The organism is Pseudoduganella chitinolytica (genome assembly GCF_029028125.1).
Lineage (GTDB): Bacteria > Pseudomonadota > Gammaproteobacteria > Burkholderiales > Burkholderiaceae_D > Rugamonas > Rugamonas chitinolytica.
The window spans coordinates 1595794-1611717 of the sequence record NZ_CP119083.1; the positions used below are offsets into that span (position 1 = coordinate 1595794).

At 64.6% G+C, this 15924-nt stretch carries 15 protein-coding genes; 3 read left to right on the forward strand and 12 right to left on the reverse strand.

Annotated features, from left to right (window positions below; genetic code table 11):
* Positions 1 to 9 precede the first annotated feature (9 nt).
* From PX653_RS06920 to PX653_RS06930, 3 genes are read right to left on the reverse strand one after another with little or no spacing between them, the layout of a single operon-like run.
* Positions 10 to 354 carry a hypothetical protein gene (locus tag PX653_RS06920; protein WP_277417168.1) on the reverse strand — a complete coding sequence of 115 codons (345 nt, stop codon included), beginning with the start codon at positions 352 to 354 and terminating at the stop codon, positions 10 to 12.
* Positions 351 to 548: a hypothetical protein gene (locus tag PX653_RS06925; protein ID WP_277417169.1), complete on the reverse strand. Its 198-nt coding sequence runs from the start codon at positions 546 to 548 to the stop codon at positions 351 to 353. The genes PX653_RS06920 and PX653_RS06925 overlap by 4 nt, the downstream gene beginning before the upstream one ends.
* 59 nt (positions 549 to 607) lie before the next feature.
* On the reverse strand, positions 608 to 2245 hold the full coding sequence (locus PX653_RS06930; RefSeq protein WP_277417170.1) for a tetratricopeptide repeat-containing response regulator: 1638 nt from the start codon (positions 2243 to 2245) through the stop codon (positions 608 to 610).
* A gap of 290 nt (positions 2246 to 2535) precedes the next feature.
* Here PX653_RS06930 and purL point away from each other — a divergent pair, with 290 nt between their 5' ends.
* On the forward strand, positions 2536 to 6561 hold the full coding sequence (gene purL, locus PX653_RS06935; protein ID WP_277417171.1) for a phosphoribosylformylglycinamidine synthase: 4026 nt from the start codon (positions 2536 to 2538) through the stop codon (positions 6559 to 6561).
* A gap of 62 nt (positions 6562 to 6623) precedes the next feature.
* On the opposite strand, the gene PX653_RS06940 is transcribed toward purL, so the two are convergent.
* Positions 6624 to 6788 (reverse strand): hypothetical protein, encoded by a 165-nt coding sequence (locus PX653_RS06940; RefSeq protein ID WP_277417172.1) that lies wholly within the window; start codon positions 6786 to 6788, stop codon positions 6624 to 6626.
* Between the two features lie 117 nt (positions 6789 to 6905).
* Here PX653_RS06940 and PX653_RS06945 point away from each other — a divergent pair, with 117 nt between their 5' ends.
* Positions 6906 to 7865, forward strand: coding sequence for a LysR substrate-binding domain-containing protein (locus tag PX653_RS06945; protein ID WP_277417173.1), 960 nt, complete (start codon positions 6906 to 6908; stop codon positions 7863 to 7865).
* Positions 7866 to 8448: 583 nt separating this feature from the next.
* Here PX653_RS06945 and PX653_RS06950 read toward each other — a convergent pair.
* A complete protein-coding gene (locus PX653_RS06950) occupies positions 8449 to 9114 on the reverse strand; it encodes a transposase (protein ID WP_277417174.1) in 666 nt (221 codons plus the stop codon).
* A 446-nt stretch (positions 9115 to 9560) separates the two neighbouring features.
* Here PX653_RS06950 and PX653_RS06955 point away from each other — a divergent pair, with 446 nt between their 5' ends.
* Positions 9561 to 10295, forward strand: coding sequence for a PEP-CTERM sorting domain-containing protein (locus PX653_RS06955; protein WP_277417175.1), 735 nt, complete (start codon positions 9561 to 9563; stop codon positions 10293 to 10295).
* Between the two features lie 60 nt (positions 10296 to 10355).
* Here PX653_RS06955 and PX653_RS06960 read toward each other — a convergent pair whose 3' ends face one another.
* The 7 genes from PX653_RS06960 to PX653_RS06990 form a co-directional block, all read right to left on the reverse strand.
* Positions 10356 to 10856: a VOC family protein gene (locus PX653_RS06960; protein WP_277417176.1), complete on the reverse strand. Its 501-nt coding sequence runs from the start codon at positions 10854 to 10856 to the stop codon at positions 10356 to 10358.
* A gap of 260 nt (positions 10857 to 11116) precedes the next feature.
* Complete coding sequence (locus PX653_RS06965; protein WP_277417177.1) at positions 11117 to 11896, reverse strand: peptidylprolyl isomerase; 780 nt, start codon at positions 11894 to 11896, stop codon at positions 11117 to 11119.
* A gap of 105 nt (positions 11897 to 12001) precedes the next feature.
* On the reverse strand, positions 12002 to 12781 hold the full coding sequence (locus PX653_RS06970; RefSeq protein ID WP_277417178.1) for a peptidylprolyl isomerase: 780 nt from the start codon (positions 12779 to 12781) through the stop codon (positions 12002 to 12004).
* A gap of 146 nt (positions 12782 to 12927) precedes the next feature.
* Positions 12928 to 13203 (reverse strand): BolA family protein, encoded by a 276-nt coding sequence (locus PX653_RS06975; protein WP_277417179.1) that lies wholly within the window; start codon positions 13201 to 13203, stop codon positions 12928 to 12930.
* Positions 13200 to 13829 (reverse strand): septation protein A, encoded by a 630-nt coding sequence (locus PX653_RS06980; protein WP_277418530.1) that lies wholly within the window; start codon positions 13827 to 13829, stop codon positions 13200 to 13202. Before PX653_RS06980 ends, PX653_RS06975 begins: the two co-directional genes overlap by 4 nt.
* A 9-nt stretch (positions 13830 to 13838) precedes the next feature.
* The gene (gene msrB / locus PX653_RS06985) at positions 13839 to 14246 is read right to left on the reverse strand and encodes a peptide-methionine (R)-S-oxide reductase MsrB (protein WP_277417180.1); all 408 of its coding nucleotides are present in this window, start codon (positions 14244 to 14246) and stop codon (positions 13839 to 13841) included.
* A 7-nt stretch (positions 14247 to 14253) separates the two neighbouring features.
* A complete protein-coding gene (locus tag PX653_RS06990; protein WP_371876429.1) occupies positions 14254 to 15654 on the reverse strand; it encodes a protein adenylyltransferase SelO in 1401 nt (466 codons plus the stop codon).
* Positions 15655 to 15924: the final 270 nt, after the last annotated feature.

Below are 15924 nucleotides of genomic sequence, written 5' to 3' on the forward strand. Positions count from 1 at the left end.
GTCCCGAGCTCAGGTGTTGAGGCGCTTGGGGAACAGGTAGGAGGTGATGGCGATGAAGCCGATGCCGGTCTGCACGACCGTGGCACCGATCAGCGCCATGACGACGTTCGACGTGACCAGCCGGTGTTCCGGCGGCAGGGGCGGCGTGGCCTGCATGCGCTCCAGGTCGAGTTGCAGGGCCTGCTGGACGAAGTCGATCACGCGCCAGTTGAGCCAGATGAAGATACCGCAGACGACCACGACCATTGCCACCCGCAGCCAGATGTCGGCGGTGATGCTGCGCGCCGTGGCGCTTTCGACGGCATTACCGATGCGGCCTTCCTCGGCCGCGACGTTGAAAACTTCCGCCGTCACCGCAGGACGATTTTCATGTCGTTGTCGCCCTGGCGCAAGGTGACACTGCCGTCCGCATCCTCATGGCGGCTGACAATATTGAGCAGGGCGACGGCCTTGCGCAGCACTTCCGCCTTGGAACTGGCGCCGTAGTGCTTTTTCAGGTCTTCCAGCGTGCTGTCGAGCTTTGAATCGATATTGAACGACGATGCCATGGTGTCCTCCTGAGAATATGCGTAGATTCTACGCCGATTTTGCGTGGCCTGCCACGGCGTCAGGCGGCCGCCGCGATACCGTACTTGCGCTGGGTGGCGCTGTATTGCTGGGCCAGATGCTCCAGCGCGCCATGTGCCGGGTCCAGCTTGCGCAGGCGCGCCATCAGCTGGGCGGCCTGCTCGGCCAGCGGTGCTTCCCAGCCCAGTTCGTCGAGCTGGCGCAGGATCGTCTGCACGGCCGCCAGCAGCACGGGGACATTGCGCGGCGTGCGCCGCACGGCGGCCGTGATCGCCAGCACGGCGGCACGATGCTCGCCCTGTCCCAGCCGCGCCGCCGTCTCGCTGAGCGCGTCCTGGGCCTGCTGGGTGGCACGCTGGCCGATGCTGATGGCAAGGTCGTGCCGGCCCGCTTTTTCGAACACGTCCACGGCCTGCTCGGCCGTGATGCCGCGCGCGCCGTCGTTCAGCATGTCCAGCACCAGGGTGGACGCGGTGTCGTCCAGCCGGTGCTGCAGGCAGGCATTGACGAGCCCGATCCTGAGCTGGCTGGTCAGGTTCTGCGCATCGCGCGCCGCGGCGGCAGCGCGCTCCAGTTCGGCGGCGGCACCCGTCTCGCTGCCCGCCAGGTCCAGCACGAGGGCGGCGGCGAGCGCGCGGCAGGTTTCGACTTCCGGACCGGCGCGCAGCGAGCGTTCCAGGTCGCGGATCACGTGGCCCGCCTGCGCGGCATCGCCCTTGCGCACCAGCGTGCGGACCAGGTTGACGTGGTCCTCCGGCGAGCGGAATTCCGAATAGCGCGCCTTGCCGACGACGGCGCGGAAGGCCCGCTCGGCCACGCCGACGTCGTCGGTGGCGAACGCCAGCTCGCCCAGGTGGCGCAGCCGGCGGACCATGTGGGGCGAGATGACGACGGCATCCTCCAGCACCTTCTTGGCCTGGATGTCCTGGCCCAGGGCCTGGTAGGTGCGTGCCAGCAGGTCGTAGGCGGACATGAAGCGGGGATACAACCCGATCAGCCGCTCCAGCACGATGCGCGCGTCGTCGTAGCGCTGCTGGGCGAACTGGCAGCTGGCGATGCCCAGTTGCGCCCAGCCGGTCGCGGGGCGCAGCGCCAGCACGGTGTGGTAGACCATCTCCGCTTCCGGCCACTCGTCCAGCGCCGCATGCGTCTCGGCCTGCAGGCGGGCGAACTCCGTCGCGTAGCGCGGCTGGCGGTCCAATCCGGCCAGGCACAGGCGCAGCGCCTCGCGCAGGCTGCCTTCGGCAATGCGCCGGTGGACGGGCAGCAGGGCGTTGCGGCGGTCCACGGCGCGGCCGATGCGCGCCATCAGCGTTTCCACCGTGAAGGGCTTCAGCACGTAGTCGGTGGGCGTCAGCTCGGCCGCGCCGATCACCTTGGTGTCGGTGCCTTCGGAGGTCAGCATGATGAAGATCGTGTCCGGCGCGATCAGCCGGTGGTGGCGCAGGTCCTCCAGCAGCTGCTGGCCGTCCTGGCCATTGGCGCCGCCGCCATCGAGGTCGTACTCGCACAGCACGATGTCGTAGGCCTTCTTCGCCAGCTGGCGGATGGCCGTGCCCGCGCCGAGCGCGTAGTCGATCTTCACGATCGAGGACTGGCTCAGCATATTGTGCAGGTTGCCGCGCATCCCGGGACTGGGATCGACGATCAGCACCGACAGCTCACTGAATTCGGGCATGGTGGACGAGCAAACGAAGTTGCGGAATCTTGAGTTGCTACAAGAATAGGACATTTCCGCCAGAAAACACTGATTTTCGCGGCGAATCTGCGCGGCGGCACCACTTCTGTTGCTCATCTGTTGCACCTGCGCCCGCGCGGGTCCGGACAGCGCCCACCGCAAAGGCTGGGAAGACAATACTGAAAAGAGTATAATGCCGGCAAAAGGATTACAGCCCGCCCAGTGCAGCACCCGTCCGTGCCAGATTTCTTCTTAATCCGCAGCCTTGCTGCATCAACTCGCTCCCAACCATGTTGATACTCCCGGGCTCCAATGCCCTGTCCGCATTCCGTAGCCAGCGTCTCCTGTCCCAACTCCAAGCCGTGCTGCCTGCCGTGACGGCAATCCAGGCCCGGTACATTCACTTTGTCGATGCCCAGGCGGTCGTCTCGGAAGACGACCGCGCCCGCCTGACGGGCCTCCTGACCTATGGCGAACCGGCGCAGGCCGACGTGACGGATGGCGTGGTGGAGGAGTTCATCGTGATTCCCCGCTTCGGCACCATCTCGCCATGGGCATCGAAGGCAACCGACATCGTCCACAACTGCGGCATGACGCATATCCACCGTGTCGAACGGGGCGTGGCCTACCGCGTGGTGCTGAAGGGCGGCATCCTGGGCAGCAGCATCGGCGCGGCCAAGAAGCTGGACGCGCAGCAGGCCGAAGCCGTGGCCGCGCTGCTGCACGACCGCATGACGGAATCCGTGCTGCGCCATCCCGACCAGGCCGCGGACCTGTTCCGTACCCTGGAAGGCAAGACGCTGGAAACGGTCGACGTGATCGGTGCCGGCCGCGCTGCGCTGGTGCAGGCCAACACGGACCTGGGCCTGGCGATGTCGGAAGACGAGATCGACTACCTGAACGACGCGTTCACGGCGGCGCAGCGCAACCCGACGGACGTCGAGCTGATGATGTTCGCCCAGGCGAACTCGGAGCACTGCCGCCACAAGATCTTCAACGCCGACTGGACCATCGACGGCGTGGCGCAGGAGCGCTCGCTGTTCAAGATGATCAAGAACACGCACGAGAAGCAGCCGAAAGGCACCATCGTCGCCTATTCCGACAACTCGTCGATCATGCAGGGCGCCGAGGTCACGCGCTTCTACCCGCGCGGCGCGGGCCACGAATATGGCGCGTCGCATGAGCTGATCCACACCTTGATGAAGGTCGAGACGCACAACCACCCGACCGCCATCTCGCCATTCCCGGGCGCCTCCACGGGCGCGGGCGGCGAGATCCGCGACGAAGGCGCGACCGGCCGCGGCGCCAAGCCGAAGGCTGGCCTGACGGGCTTCACGGTCTCGAACCTGTACCTGCCGGACGCCGTGCGGCCATGGGAGAACGCGGCGGACGTGACCGCACCGGTCGCCTCGCGCGATAGCGCGAAGGTGTACGGCAAGCCAGATCGCATCGCCTCGCCGCTGCAGATCATGATCGAAGGCCCGCTGGGCGGCGCCGCGTTCTCGAACGAGTTCGGCCGCCCCGTGCTGGGCGGTTACTTCCGCAGCTACGAACAGAACGTGGGCCACGCGGTCTACGGCTACCACAAGCCGATCATGATCGCGGGCGGCATCGGCAATATAGCCGACCGTCACACGCACAAGAACGACATCCCGGTCGGCAGCCTGCTGATCCAGCTGGGAGGCCCGGGCATGCGCATCGGCATGGGCGGCTCGGCCGCGTCGTCGATGGCGACCGGCACCAACACGGCCGACCTGGACTTCGACTCCGTCCAGCGCGGCAATCCGGAAATGGAACGGCGCGCGCAGGAAGTCATCAACGGCTGCTGGCAGCTGGGCGAGGACAACCCGATCATCTCGATCCACGACGTGGGTGCCGGCGGCCTGTCCAACGCGTTCCCCGAGATCACCAATGACGCCAAGCGCGGCGCGATCTTTGACTTGCGCAAGGTGCCGCTGGAGGAATCCGGCCTGGCGCCGAAGGAAATCTGGAGCAACGAGTCGCAGGAACGCTATGTGCTGGCCATCGCGCCGAACGACCTGCCCATGTTCCAGGCACTGTGCGAGCGCGAGCGCTGCCCGTTTGCCGTCGTCGGTACCGCCACCGAAGAACGCCAGCTGAAGCTGATCGATCCACAAGAAGGCAACAACCCCGTCGACATGCCGATGGATGTCCTCCTGGGCAAGCCACCGAAGATGCACCGCGACGTCACCCACGTGACGCGCGACTTCCCGGCCATCGACCTGACCGGTGTCGACCTGGCCGATGCGGCGCAGCGCGTGCTGCTGTCGCCGACGGTGGGCGACAAGAGCTTCCTGATCACCATTGGCGACCGCACGGTGGGCGGCACCTCGGTGCGCGACCAGATGGTGGGTCCATGGCAGGTGCCGGTGGCCGATTGCGCCGTCACGGCGCTGTCGTACGAAGGCTACCTGGGCGAAGCGATGGCGATGGGCGAGCGTACGCCGCTGGCCGTCATCGATGCGCCGGCGTCGGGCCGCATGGCCGTCGGTGAAGTCATCACCAACCTGGCCGCCGCGCCGATCGCGGACATCGCCGACATCAAGCTGTCCGCCAACTGGATGGCCGCCTGCGGCCAGCCGGGCCAGGATGCCGCGCTGTTCGACACGGTCAAAGCCGTCGGCATGGACCTGTGCCCGGCACTGGGCATCAGCATCCCGGTCGGCAAGGATTCGCTGTCGATGCGCACGACCTGGAACGACGACGGCGCGGCCAAGGCGGTGGTCTCGCCCGTGTCGCTGATCGTCTCGGGCTTCGCACCGGTCTACGACGTGCGCAAGTCGCTGACGCCGCAACTGCGCATGGATGCGGGCGATACCGCCATCATCCTGATCGACCTGGGCCGCGGCAAGAACCGCATGGGCGCCTCGATCCTGGCGCAGGTGCTGGGCCAGCTGGGCAACGCCGCGCCGGACGTGGACAGCGCAGAAGACCTCAAAGGCTTCTTTGCGGCCATCCAGCAATTGAACCGCGACGGCAAGCTGCTGGCCTACCACGACCGTTCGGACGGCGGCCTGTATGCCACGCTGACGGAAATGGCCTTTGCCGGCCGCGCCGGCCTGTCGATCAACCTCGACATGCTGACCCTGGAAGGCGAGCACGCGGCCGACTGGGGCGACGCGAAGAACTGGGCCGGCCAGGTGGCCGAGCGCCGCAACGAGCTGACCCTGCGCGCGCTGTTCAGCGAAGAGCTGGGCGCCGTCATCCAGGTGCGGGCGGACGAGAAGTCGGCCGTCATGGACGTGCTGCGCTCGTTCAACCTGGGCGCCTGCAGCCATATCATCGGCAAGCCGAACGAACGTGGCGTGATCGAATTCACGCGCGACGCCAAGCTGATCTACACGGAGGCGGGCAGCGCGCTGCACCGCCTGTGGAGCGAGACGAGCTGGCGCATCTCGCGCATGCGCGAGAACCCGGCCACGGCCGACGCGGAATATGACCGCCTGCTGGACGAGACCGATCCCGGCATCACGCCGAAGGTCACGTTCGACCTGGCGGACAACGTGGCGGCCCCGTTCGTGGCCACCGGCGTGCGTCCGCGTGTCGCCATCCTGCGCGAGCAGGGCGTCAACTCGCACATCGAGACGGCATGGGTGATGCACCAGGCGGGCTTTGCTGCCATCGATGTCCACATGAGCGACCTGATCGGCGGGCGCGTCAAGCTGGCCGAGTTCCAGGGCGTGATTGCCGTGGGCGGCTTCTCGTACGGCGACGTGCTGGGCGCCGGCGAAGGCTGGGCCAAGTCGATCCTGTTCAATCCTGCCCTGGCGGAGCAGTTCGCGCAGTTCTTCCAGCGCACCGACACGTTCGGCCTGGGCATCTGCAATGGCTGCCAGATGATGAGCAACCTGAAGTCCATCATCCCGGGCGCGCATGCTTGGCCGAAGTTCACCACGAACAAATCGGAGAAGTTCGAGGCACGCTTCGCGATGGTCGAGGTGCTGGACTCGCCGTCGATCTTCTTCGCGGGGATGGCCGGCACCCAAAGCCCGATCGCCATCGCCCATGGCGAAGGTTACGCGGACTTCAGCCAGACCGGCGACATCGACGCCGCGCTGGGCGCCATGCGCTACGTGGACAACCATGGCAACGCGACGGAAACCTACCCGTACAACCCGAACGGCTCGCCGCGCGGGTTGACGTCGGTGACGACGCCGGACGGCCGCTTCACGGTGCTGATGCCGCACGCCGAGCGCGTGTTCCGCACGGTGCAGAACTCGTGGGCGCCTGCGGCGTGGGGCGAGGAATCGCCGTGGATGCGGATGTTCCGCAACGCGCGCAAGTTTGTCGGCTGATCCCGGCAGTCAGACGAAGCCGGGCTTGCCCGGCTTTTTTCATGGCCGCGAGCCCGCTGCGCTCAGCGCAGGAACACCAGGCCCGCGTACAGACGGCACAACGCGCGGCCCAGGGTTAGCGGCTGGGGCGTATCGAATTGCGCAGGAGGCTGCGCGGGGGCGGCTGGCGCGGCGGCCGGCGGGGGTGGCTGCAAGGGTGCGCCGATGGCGCAGGTCGGGCTGGACATGGTCTTCTCCTGTGGACGACGCGGCCGCTGTGGGGGTAGGCCGCCTGAGGTATATTGTCGGTTCGATCACGCGCCCGCTCAAACGAGATATTTTGGGGGGAAGACCAAGGAAAGCTTATGCAGTCGTCGCTCGATAGGGATGGATACCTGCTCGATGGCCAGCCGGCACGGGGCCGGCCGCTGCGCAGCCTGTCCGGCCTGATCGACTTCGACAGCGCGGCGCGTTGGGGCAGTTTCACGCTGGCCGCGCAGGAGCTGCACAAGACGCCGGCCGCCATCAGCCTGCAGGTGAAGCAGCTGGAGGAAGCCGTCGGCTTCGCGTTGTTCGTGCGGCATCCGCGCCACATCGCGCTGACGGACAAGGGCGAGGAGCTGGCGCGCACGGTGGCGCAGGTGCTGCGCGAGCTGCGCGACAAGGTGGACAGCCTGCGCGGCGGCCAGGACGAGTGCATGCTGCGCATCTCGACCACGCATTCGTTCGCATTGAAGTGGCTGGCGCCGAACATCGGGCGCTTCACGGACCTGCACCCGGAACTGGACATCCGCATCGAGTCGAGCGACCGCCTGGTCGACCTGGAACGGGAAGAGCACGACCTGGCCATCCGCCATTGCGTCACGCGCGATCATCCGGGCGTGCTGTTCGAGGAGCACATGGTGATCGCCTACAGTCCCGCCCTGCTGCGGCCGGGCGAGCCGGACCTGACGCTGGCGGACCTGACCCGCTTTCCGCTGCTGTACGAAGACACCACGGAGTACTGGGCCAAGATCCTGCGCGCCAACGACGTGCTGCAGGGCCCCTACGATTTTTCGCGCAGCTTCAGCCACTATGGCGTGCTGACGCAGGCGGCGGTCGCGGGGCAGGGCATCGCGCTGGTCGCTTGCTCGATCGCCTACGAAGACATCCGCAGCGGCGCGCTGCGCCTGATCCGCGCCAACAGCGTGCCATATCCGCGCGGCTACTGCTTCATCGTCGCGCCGCACAAGGCCGAGCGGCCGAAAGTGCTGCAGTTCCGTGCCTGGTTGCAGGGGGAGATGGCGGCGATGACGCGCGCGCTGGAACAGGCGCAGCGACCGTAGCGCGCTGCGGGTCGGGCCGGAACGCCACGCCGACGACAGGCTGCGGTTCGACTCGACTGACTGTGCCCGGTTGTCGAGGCAGTCCCATGTTCTGCAAATTGGGGACAGCCTCCGGTATTCCAGCCAATTGGGGACAGCCTCCAATTCCATTTGGCAGCGCTGGGAAATTGGAAAATTGGAAAATTGGGGACAGCCTCCAATTCCATTCGTCATCGGCGCAGGCAATTTGAAAATTGGGGACAGCCTCCAATTCCATTCGTCATCGGCGCAGGCAATTTGAAGGCAAGTTCAGACGGCCTGGAAAATTGGGGACAGCCTCCAATTCCATTCGTCATCGGCGCAGGCAATTTGAAGGCAAGTTCAGACGGCCTGCAGTTCCCCCAGCAGCTGCCAAACCGGCTATCCCAGCAAGTTCGCCTGCCGAGATCACCTGTCACGCCTTAGTTGCCGGAAGCGGTGAAAATTGGGGACAGCCTCCAATTCCATTCGTCATCAGCGCAGGCAATTTAAAGGCAAGTTCGGACGGCCTGCAGTTCCCCAGCAGCAGCCAAATCGGCTATGCCAGCAAGTTCGCCTGCCGAGATCACCTGTCATGCTCAGTTGCCGCAAGCTGTGCGGATCGCCTGCCTCTGCGGCGAGGCAGACAGCCCACGACCTGATTCGCACTCGCGGCAAAGCGCAGCGACCGTAGTTGGTCATCGGTCAGGGGGCGTGCGAACAGGGATTCATACGCAGACTGGCACCCGCATTGCTCGCTCGCGAGTCCGAGATAGACGTCGTGTGGCGTCACGAGGCGGTCTTTGCCGAGCCCGACATTCGCCCGATAGCTGGACCATCTATAGTGCTCCGGCAACGCGACCATCCCAGCCCGGACCGGATTCATCTCGATGTAGCGCTGGCATGCGAGCACATAGGTGTCCGTCGGAACCGGACTGGAGCGGTAGCGACCGTCCCATGTCGTACTACGCCTGCCCAAGCGCCGGTTCAGGTACTGGCTGTACTGCTGGCCGATGCGGCCGATCAGCAATGGCGCGACTGCAATGTCGACAAAGGACAAGAGCATATGAACGTGGTTAGTCATCAATACATAGGCATGCACCGAGCAACCGGCGGCGACGCTATGTTCCCTGACGATTTCAAGGTAGACGCGATAATCGGTGTCGGAAAGAAAGCAGGGCTGGCGATTATGGCCGCGCTGAACGACGTGCAAGGGCACGCCTGGCAACAGCACGCGTGCGTGGCGAGGCATGGTTACTCCTTGGGACATGAAAGGTGACTATTCTCCCGCGCCGGGCTCGCGCATCCATGCGCCATCGCAACTGCCTCTGAGATAGTCGGCCAGCCCGGACTTCGCAAGGTGGCGGCATCTTCCTGAACAGCCAACGCGCGATAGCGGGAATCGTGACTGTCCCATTCTCGGTTTTGCGACTCCGCACGAGAATTGGAGGCTGTCCCCATTTCCCGAGAATTGGAGGCTGTCCCCATTTCCGTCCCCATTTCCTCGGCAAATTGGAGGCTGTCCCCAATTTGACGGGGGTACGTTTCTGCTTGGTATCGCTGAGCGGTGGGCCGGTGTCGCATCGGCGCGAACACGGCGAATATACGTGGCAGGGACGATTTTCTTAGCATATTGGCATGCTAGACTGTAGCGGCTCACCCCGGCCGGAAGGCCCAACCGTCACAAGGAACTGCGCAATGAATTTCCCCGTATCGCGTTACATCGTCGCGGCGCTGCTGTGCGTCGGCGGCGCCGCCCAGGCGGCGGATTACGTCAAGCTGGCCGGGACCAATGTCGATTTCTACTATGACGCCGACTTCTGGACGGCCGACGCTGTCGTTGCCGGCAACAGCATTTCGCTGCGGCCCATCGACCTGTACCAGCGCGTCGACGTCACCGAAGGGGCCCCCGATCCCTACCAGGGCCCCGTATTTACCGAGTCGCTGGACTTTACCCGCGCATTCAACCAGAGCGTGATCGCAGTCGCGCACAGCGGCTACCGGCTCAACAACGATCTGGCAGCGGTCGGCTCGGCAACGTACCAGTCGAACGGCAGCAGCGGGTACGCGACGTACGACCTGCAGACCGAATACATCAGCGGCAGCTTCGGCAGCGGCGCGTTTACCGCTGACGAGAGCATCGGCGGCGGCGTGGAGTATGCCTATTTCTACTACGATCTGTGGGGCGGTGGCTCCGATTCCGGCACCGTCCCGCTGACCATCACCACGCCGCTGACGTCGCACAGCGCCATCGCGGTGAACGGTACCTTCCGCGGCGCTGCCAGCGTCACGGGGCTCGGCATGGCCTCTGCGGGACTCAACAGCGTGAGCTACAGCTTCGGTGTCTCCGCCGTGCCCGAGCCGGGGACGTATGCGATGCTGGGTGCCGGCTTGCTGCTGGTGGGCGTGGCCGCCCGGCGGCGCCGCTCCTGAGTCAGCGCGGCGGCTGGGCTTCATAGACCCGGCCGTCCGACTCGCCTGCGGCGGTGGTGCCTACCTGCCGTCGTATGCGGCCTGCAAGGCCGCGATATCGAGCTTCTTCATGCCCATCATGGCGAGCATTGCCCGCTGGGCGCCCGGTGAATGCTCGTCCGCGTACAACTTGGGGAACATCGTTGGCGCCACCTGCCAGGACAGGCCGTACTTATCCTTGAGCCAGCCGCAGGCCTGGGCCGACGGATCCCCGCCTTCGCCCAGCCGCGCCCAGTAGTGATCGATTTCCGCTTGCGTGTCGCACAGGATCATCAGCGATATCGCCTCACTGAACCTGAACACGGGGCCGCCATTGAGCGCGGTGAAGGATTGGCCCGCCAGCTCGAACGTAACCAGCATGACGGACCCGGGTTCCCGGCCATGGTGCTCCTGGCCGGCGGCGCTATAGCGCAGCACATTGGTGATGCGGCCGTCGGGGAACACGGAGGCATAGAAACGCGCCGCCCCCTCGCCCTCGCTGTCGAACCACAGGCAGGGGGTGATCTTGCTCAGCTGTGCCATGACGTCTCCTTGCGTGAAGGTGGATGTCCATGCTGGCACAGGCCGCCCGCCATGGCAATCAGCGCGGCGGCGCGTACGCGAAACGCGCTGTGACCCGGTCGTGGTGAACTTCCCGACGGGGCGACAGTCTTACTCATCAGCCAGACCACGCCTGGGGCGCGATGCAAGTACCGATGGGCTACTTCACTGCGACGGGGGCACAGCGCCCCCAAAAAAAAAGCGCCCCGCAGGGCGCTCCTTGATCCGGCAAACAATGCTGCTTACTGCACCTTGGCCTTCTTGACCAGTTCGTCGCGGTAGGCGGCGATCTTCTTCTGCGTCAGTGCCTGCTCGATCTGGCCCTTGACTTCGTCCAGAGCCGGCACCTTGGCGGCGCGCGAGCCTTCCAGCCGGATGACGTGGTAGCCGTACTGCGACTGCACCGGCTTCTCCGTGACCTGGCCGTCCTTCAGCGCGACCATCGCGTCGGAGAATGGCTTGACGAAGTTGCCTGGGCTTGCCCAGTCCAGGTCGCCGCCGTTGGCCGCGGAACCCGTGTCCTTCGACTGCTTGGCCAGCTCCTCGAACTTGGCGCCGCCTTTCAGCTTGGCGATGATGTCCTGGGCTTCCTTCTCGGTGCCGACCAGGATGTGGCGGGCGCGGTATTCCTTGTCGCCCACGGAAGCCTTGTACTTGTCGTACTCGGCCTTGACTTCGGCATCCTTGACCGGATTCTTCTTGACGTAGTCGGCCAGCATCGCGTTGATGACGATGCTCTGGCGGGTATTCTCCAGGGCCTGCTTGACGTCAGGTTTGTTGCTGTAACCCTGCTTGTCGGCTTCCTGCACCATCACTTCACGGGCGATCAAGTCCTTCTTGATGGCGTCGCGCAGCTGCGGGCTGTCGGGCTGCTTGCCCTGGGCGGTCACCTGCTTGACGACGGCATCCAGGCGCGAGGCCGGGATGGCCTTGCCGTTGACGGTGGCGACGTTCTGGGCGAACGCTGGCGCGGCGGCCACGGCGATCAGTGCTAACAACAGGCGGGCGGGCTTCAAAATCATTATCACATCCTATAAAAATACTGGACCCGTAAGAGGGCGCTTTTACATGTTCAACCCATACCGGCGGCGGAAGCTCCGTCCCGCGCCGGACCTAGAACACGTACCTTACTGAATCTTTGCCTTTTTGACCAGCTCTTCCTGGTAAGCCTGGAGCTTCTTCTGCGTCAGCGCTTCCTCGATCTGCGGCTTGACTTCCTCCAGCGTCGGCAGCTTGGCCGCACGCACGTCGTCCACCTTGATCACGTGGAAGCCGTTCGGCGTCTGCACGGGCTTCTCCGTGACCTGGCCTTTCTGCAGCTTGACGAACGCGTCCGAGAACACGGGCGGGAACGACGACGGCGTCGCCCAGTCCAGGTCGCCGCCGTTGGCAGCCGAGCCGGTGTCCTTCGACTGTTTGGCCAGGTCCTCGAACTTGGCGCCGCCCTTCAGCTTCGTGATGATCTCGTTGGCTTGCGCCTCGGTATCGACCAGAATGTGGCGCACGTGGTATTCCTTGTCGCCCGTTTCCTTGACGAAGCGGTCGTACTCGGCCTTCACGTCCGCATCCTTGACAGGATTCTTCTTGACGTAGTCGGCAACCATCGCGTTGACGACGATGGCCTGGCGCGCGTTTTCCAGCTGCGTCTTGACGCTGGCATCCTTGCTGTAACCCTGCTTCTCCGCTTCCTGCATCAGCACCTCGCGGCTGATCAGGTCCTTCTTGATCATCTCGCGCAGCTGCGGCGAATCCGGCTGCTGCCCTTGCGCGACGACCTGCTTGATGACCGCATCCACGCGCGCGGTCGGGATGGCCTTGCCGTTGACGACGGCGATGTTCTGGGCAAATGCCGGCGCCGTGGCGACGGCGATCAGTGCGAGCAGCAGACGAGCTGGCTTTAAAGTCATTATTATTTCCTACGGGAAAAGTGATAGCAAAGCGCGGGAGAGAAGGGACTTAAATCGCGGAGATGTCTCGACTATTCAATTTCTTTGATGGTTCCCAACACGTCACGCATTCGAACATCGCGGACCCAAGCGGCGCACTGCGCCGTTCAGTTCCGTTCCGACGGGGCCACTGCAGTAATGGCCAATGCATGAATCTCTTTATGCATCATATCGGCCACGGAATCATACACCAGACGATGGCGCATGACGAGGTTCAGCCCTTCGAATTTCGCTGAGGATATACTTAAGCGATAATGGCCGCCGCCAGAGGCTGCGCCGGCATGGCCGGCGTGCAGCGCCGACTCGTCGTCCAGCACGATGTCGGCGGGTCCCAGGGCGGCTTGCAGGCGCTCGCGAATCTTGTCGAGGCGTGGATCGGTCATGCTTCATCCTTGATGTGCTTGGACAGGTAAAAACCCTGCGCCACGAAAAATGCCAGCATCAGGCCCGTTACGCCGAATGCCTTGAAACTGACCCACGCATTGGTATCGGCCTTGAACAGCACGAATGCCACGAACAGGTTCAACAATCCCAGCGCCACCCAGAACATCACCCACACCGCATTCAGGCGGTTCCATACCTCGTCGGGCAGCGCGATCTGTTTTTCCATTGCCGCGCGGATCAGGTTCTTGTTGAAGAAGCGCGATGCAACGACCATGGCGGCGGCAAAGCTCCAGTAAATGATCGTCGGTTTCCATTTGATGAAATCGTCGTCATGGAAATAGATCGTCAGGCCGCCGAAGAACAGGAAGACCACCATCGATACCCACAGCGCCCCGTCCACCTTGCGCCCGCGTGCCAGCAGGTAGGCGATCTGCAGGGCGGTGGCGACAATGCCGGCTATGGTGGCGACGATGATCGGCGCCTGGCTGGCCAGCACGGCGCCGCCGGAGATCATCCCCGACAAATGGCCGTTGACGAGCGCCGCCGCGGCGTCCTCGTTACCGCCGGCCCAGCGGTAGCTGCCAAAAAAGACCAGCAGCGGGAAAATATCGAACAGGAATTTCATCATGGTGGTTCAGTCTTCCGGAGTAAAGCGCAACGACGCCGAATTGATGCAGTAACGCAGGCCGGTCGGCGGCGGGCCGTCCGGGAATACGTGACCCAGGTGGGCGTCGCAGACCGCGCAGATAATTTCGGTGCGCAGCATACCATGCGAACGGTCGACTTTCTCGATCACGTTGGCGGGGTCCAGCGCTTCGAAATAACTGGGCCAGCCGCAGCCGGAATCGAATTTGGCATCGGAGCGGAACAGCGGTGTATTACAGCAGACGCACGTATATATGCCGCGCTCGTGGTGATCCCAGAACCGGCCCGTGAAAGCGCGCTCGGTGGCGGCATGGCGGGTGACCTGGTATTCCAGCGGATCGAGCTGGGCACGCCAATCGGCGTCGGATTTGACGAGTTTCTTGGTTTGATCGCTCATGATGATTTCAGGATGAACAGCTGACTTCCAGTTCGCTGGCCCAATCGGGCGGCAGCGCCGCGTATTGCTCGTGTTCGGGTTGCTCGTCGAACGGACGCTGCAGGATGCCCAGCAACCGCTCCACTTCCGAGAAATCCTTGTGCTGGGCTTTTTCGATGGCGGCCTGGGCGAGGTAATTGCGCAGCACGTATTTCGGATTGACGGCGTCCATTGCCGTCTTGCGCACGGTATCGACACTCTGTTCCACTTGCAGGCGGGCGCGATACCGCTCGGCCCATGCATCGAAGGCGGGCCGGTCGATGAAGAGGTCGCGCAGCGGCTCGTCGCCTGCATTCGAGGCGGCCTGCACGCCGGACAGGCGGCGGAAGAACAGCGTGAAGTCGGCGTGATTGGCCTGCAAGATGCCGAACAGGCTGTCCAGCAATTGCCGGTCCGCTTCCTGCTGCTCGGGCAGCTGCGCCAGGCCCAGCTTGGCATGCAGCAAACGGTCCACGGCAGCGCCGAACTCGCCCTGGTAGACGTCCAGTGCGGCCTGGGTTTCCTCGACTTCACCGATCAGCGGCACCAGCGCCTGCGCCAGCGCGTAGCAGTTCCAGTGGCCGATCTGCGGCTGCATGGCGTACGAATAGCGGCCGTTGCTGTCGCTGTGGTTGCAGATGTGCTGGGCGTCGAACGCCTCCATGAAGCCGAACGGACCGTAGTCGAGCGTCTGCCCCAGGATCGACATATTGTCGGTGTTCATCACGCCATGCATGAAGCCCACCGCCTGCCACTGCGCGATCAGGCGGGCGGTGCGGCGGGTGACTTCCTCCAGCAAGGCGGCATACGGATTGGCCTCGTCGCGCAGCGCCGGGTAGAAACGGTCGATGACGTAGTCCGCCAGGATGCGCAGGTTGGCTTCATCCTTGCGGTAGAACCAGTGCTCGAAGGAGCCGAAGCGGATGAACGTGGGCGCCATGCGGATCACGACGGCGGCCGTCTCGATGGTTTCGCGCACCACGCCCTGGTCGGAACCGGCCACCGACAGCGCCCGCGTCGTCGGGATGCCCAGCGCGTGCATGGCTTCCGAGCACAGGAACTCGCGGATCGACGAGCGCAGCACCGCGCGGCCGTCGCCCATGCGCGAATACGGCGTCATGCCGGCGCCTTTCCATTGCAGCTCCATGGGGCCCTGCGGCGTAGCCACGTCGCCCAGCAGCATGGCGCGGCCGTCGCCCAGCTGGCCGGCCCAGACGCCGAACTGGTGGCCGGAATAGACGGCCGCCAGCGGCTGCGCGCGCTCGGGCACGCGGCTGCCGGCAAACATGGCGACGGCATCGTCGTCGATGGCGGCCGGGTCGAGGCCGATCAGGCGCGCGGCGGGCGCGCTGATGCCGACCAGGTACGGCGCCGGCAAGGGCGTCGGCATCAGCCGGGTGTAGAAAGCAGGGGGCAAACTCGCGAAGGAGTTGTCCAGGGGCAGGGCAAGGGCAGCGATGGCAGTTCCCGGAGAAGTTCGGATAATGGCGGGATTTTAGCGCACCCTGGCGAAACACAGCGGTCCACCGTGTGCGGACGCGCATGCTGCGGCGCAGCATCGAAAGTCATTGACCGCCCATGGCCCTGGCCCGTTAAATAAATAGCAAAACATAGGAGACCGTATGTACAGCACCGAGTATCCAGCGGGCGGGACCGCCAG

Bases quoted from the DNA above. Each gene is read 5' to 3' on its own strand.
- PX653_RS06960 (WP_277417176.1), bottom strand. From the start codon at position 10,856: ATGGCACAGCTGAGCAAGATCACCCCCTGCCTGTGGTTCGACAGCGAG.
- msrB (WP_277417180.1), bottom strand. From the start codon at position 14,246: ATGAGCGATCAAACCAAGAAACTCGTCAAATCCGACGCCGATTGGCGT.
- PX653_RS06945 (WP_277417173.1), top strand. From the start codon at position 6,906: ATGCAGTCGTCGCTCGATAGGGATGGATACCTGCTCGATGGCCAGCCG.
- PX653_RS06925 (WP_277417169.1), bottom strand. From the start codon at position 548: ATGGCATCGTCGTTCAATATCGATTCAAAGCTCGACAGCACGCTGGAA.
- PX653_RS06965 (WP_277417177.1), bottom strand. From the start codon at position 11,896: ATGATTTTGAAGCCCGCCCGCCTGTTGTTAGCACTGATCGCCGTGGCC.
- PX653_RS06975 (WP_277417179.1), bottom strand. From the start codon at position 13,203: ATGACCGATCCACGCCTCGACAAGATTCGCGAGCGCCTGCAAGCCGCC.
- PX653_RS06930 (WP_277417170.1), bottom strand. From the start codon at position 2,245: ATGCCCGAATTCAGTGAGCTGTCGGTGCTGATCGTCGATCCCAGTCCC.
- PX653_RS06990 (WP_371876429.1), bottom strand. From the start codon at position 15,654: ATGCCGACGCCCTTGCCGGCGCCGTACCTGGTCGGCATCAGCGCGCCC.
- PX653_RS06955 (WP_277417175.1), top strand. From the start codon at position 9,561: ATGAATTTCCCCGTATCGCGTTACATCGTCGCGGCGCTGCTGTGCGTC.
- PX653_RS06970 (WP_277417178.1), bottom strand. From the start codon at position 12,781: ATGACTTTAAAGCCAGCTCGTCTGCTGCTCGCACTGATCGCCGTCGCC.
- PX653_RS06940 (WP_277417172.1), bottom strand. From the start codon at position 6,788: ATGTCCAGCCCGACCTGCGCCATCGGCGCACCCTTGCAGCCACCCCCG.
- PX653_RS06980 (WP_277418530.1), bottom strand. From the start codon at position 13,829: ATGAAATTCCTGTTCGATATTTTCCCGCTGCTGGTCTTTTTTGGCAGC.
- purL (WP_277417171.1), top strand. From the start codon at position 2,536: ATGTTGATACTCCCGGGCTCCAATGCCCTGTCCGCATTCCGTAGCCAG.
- PX653_RS06950 (WP_277417174.1), bottom strand. From the start codon at position 9,114: ATGCCTCGCCACGCACGCGTGCTGTTGCCAGGCGTGCCCTTGCACGTC.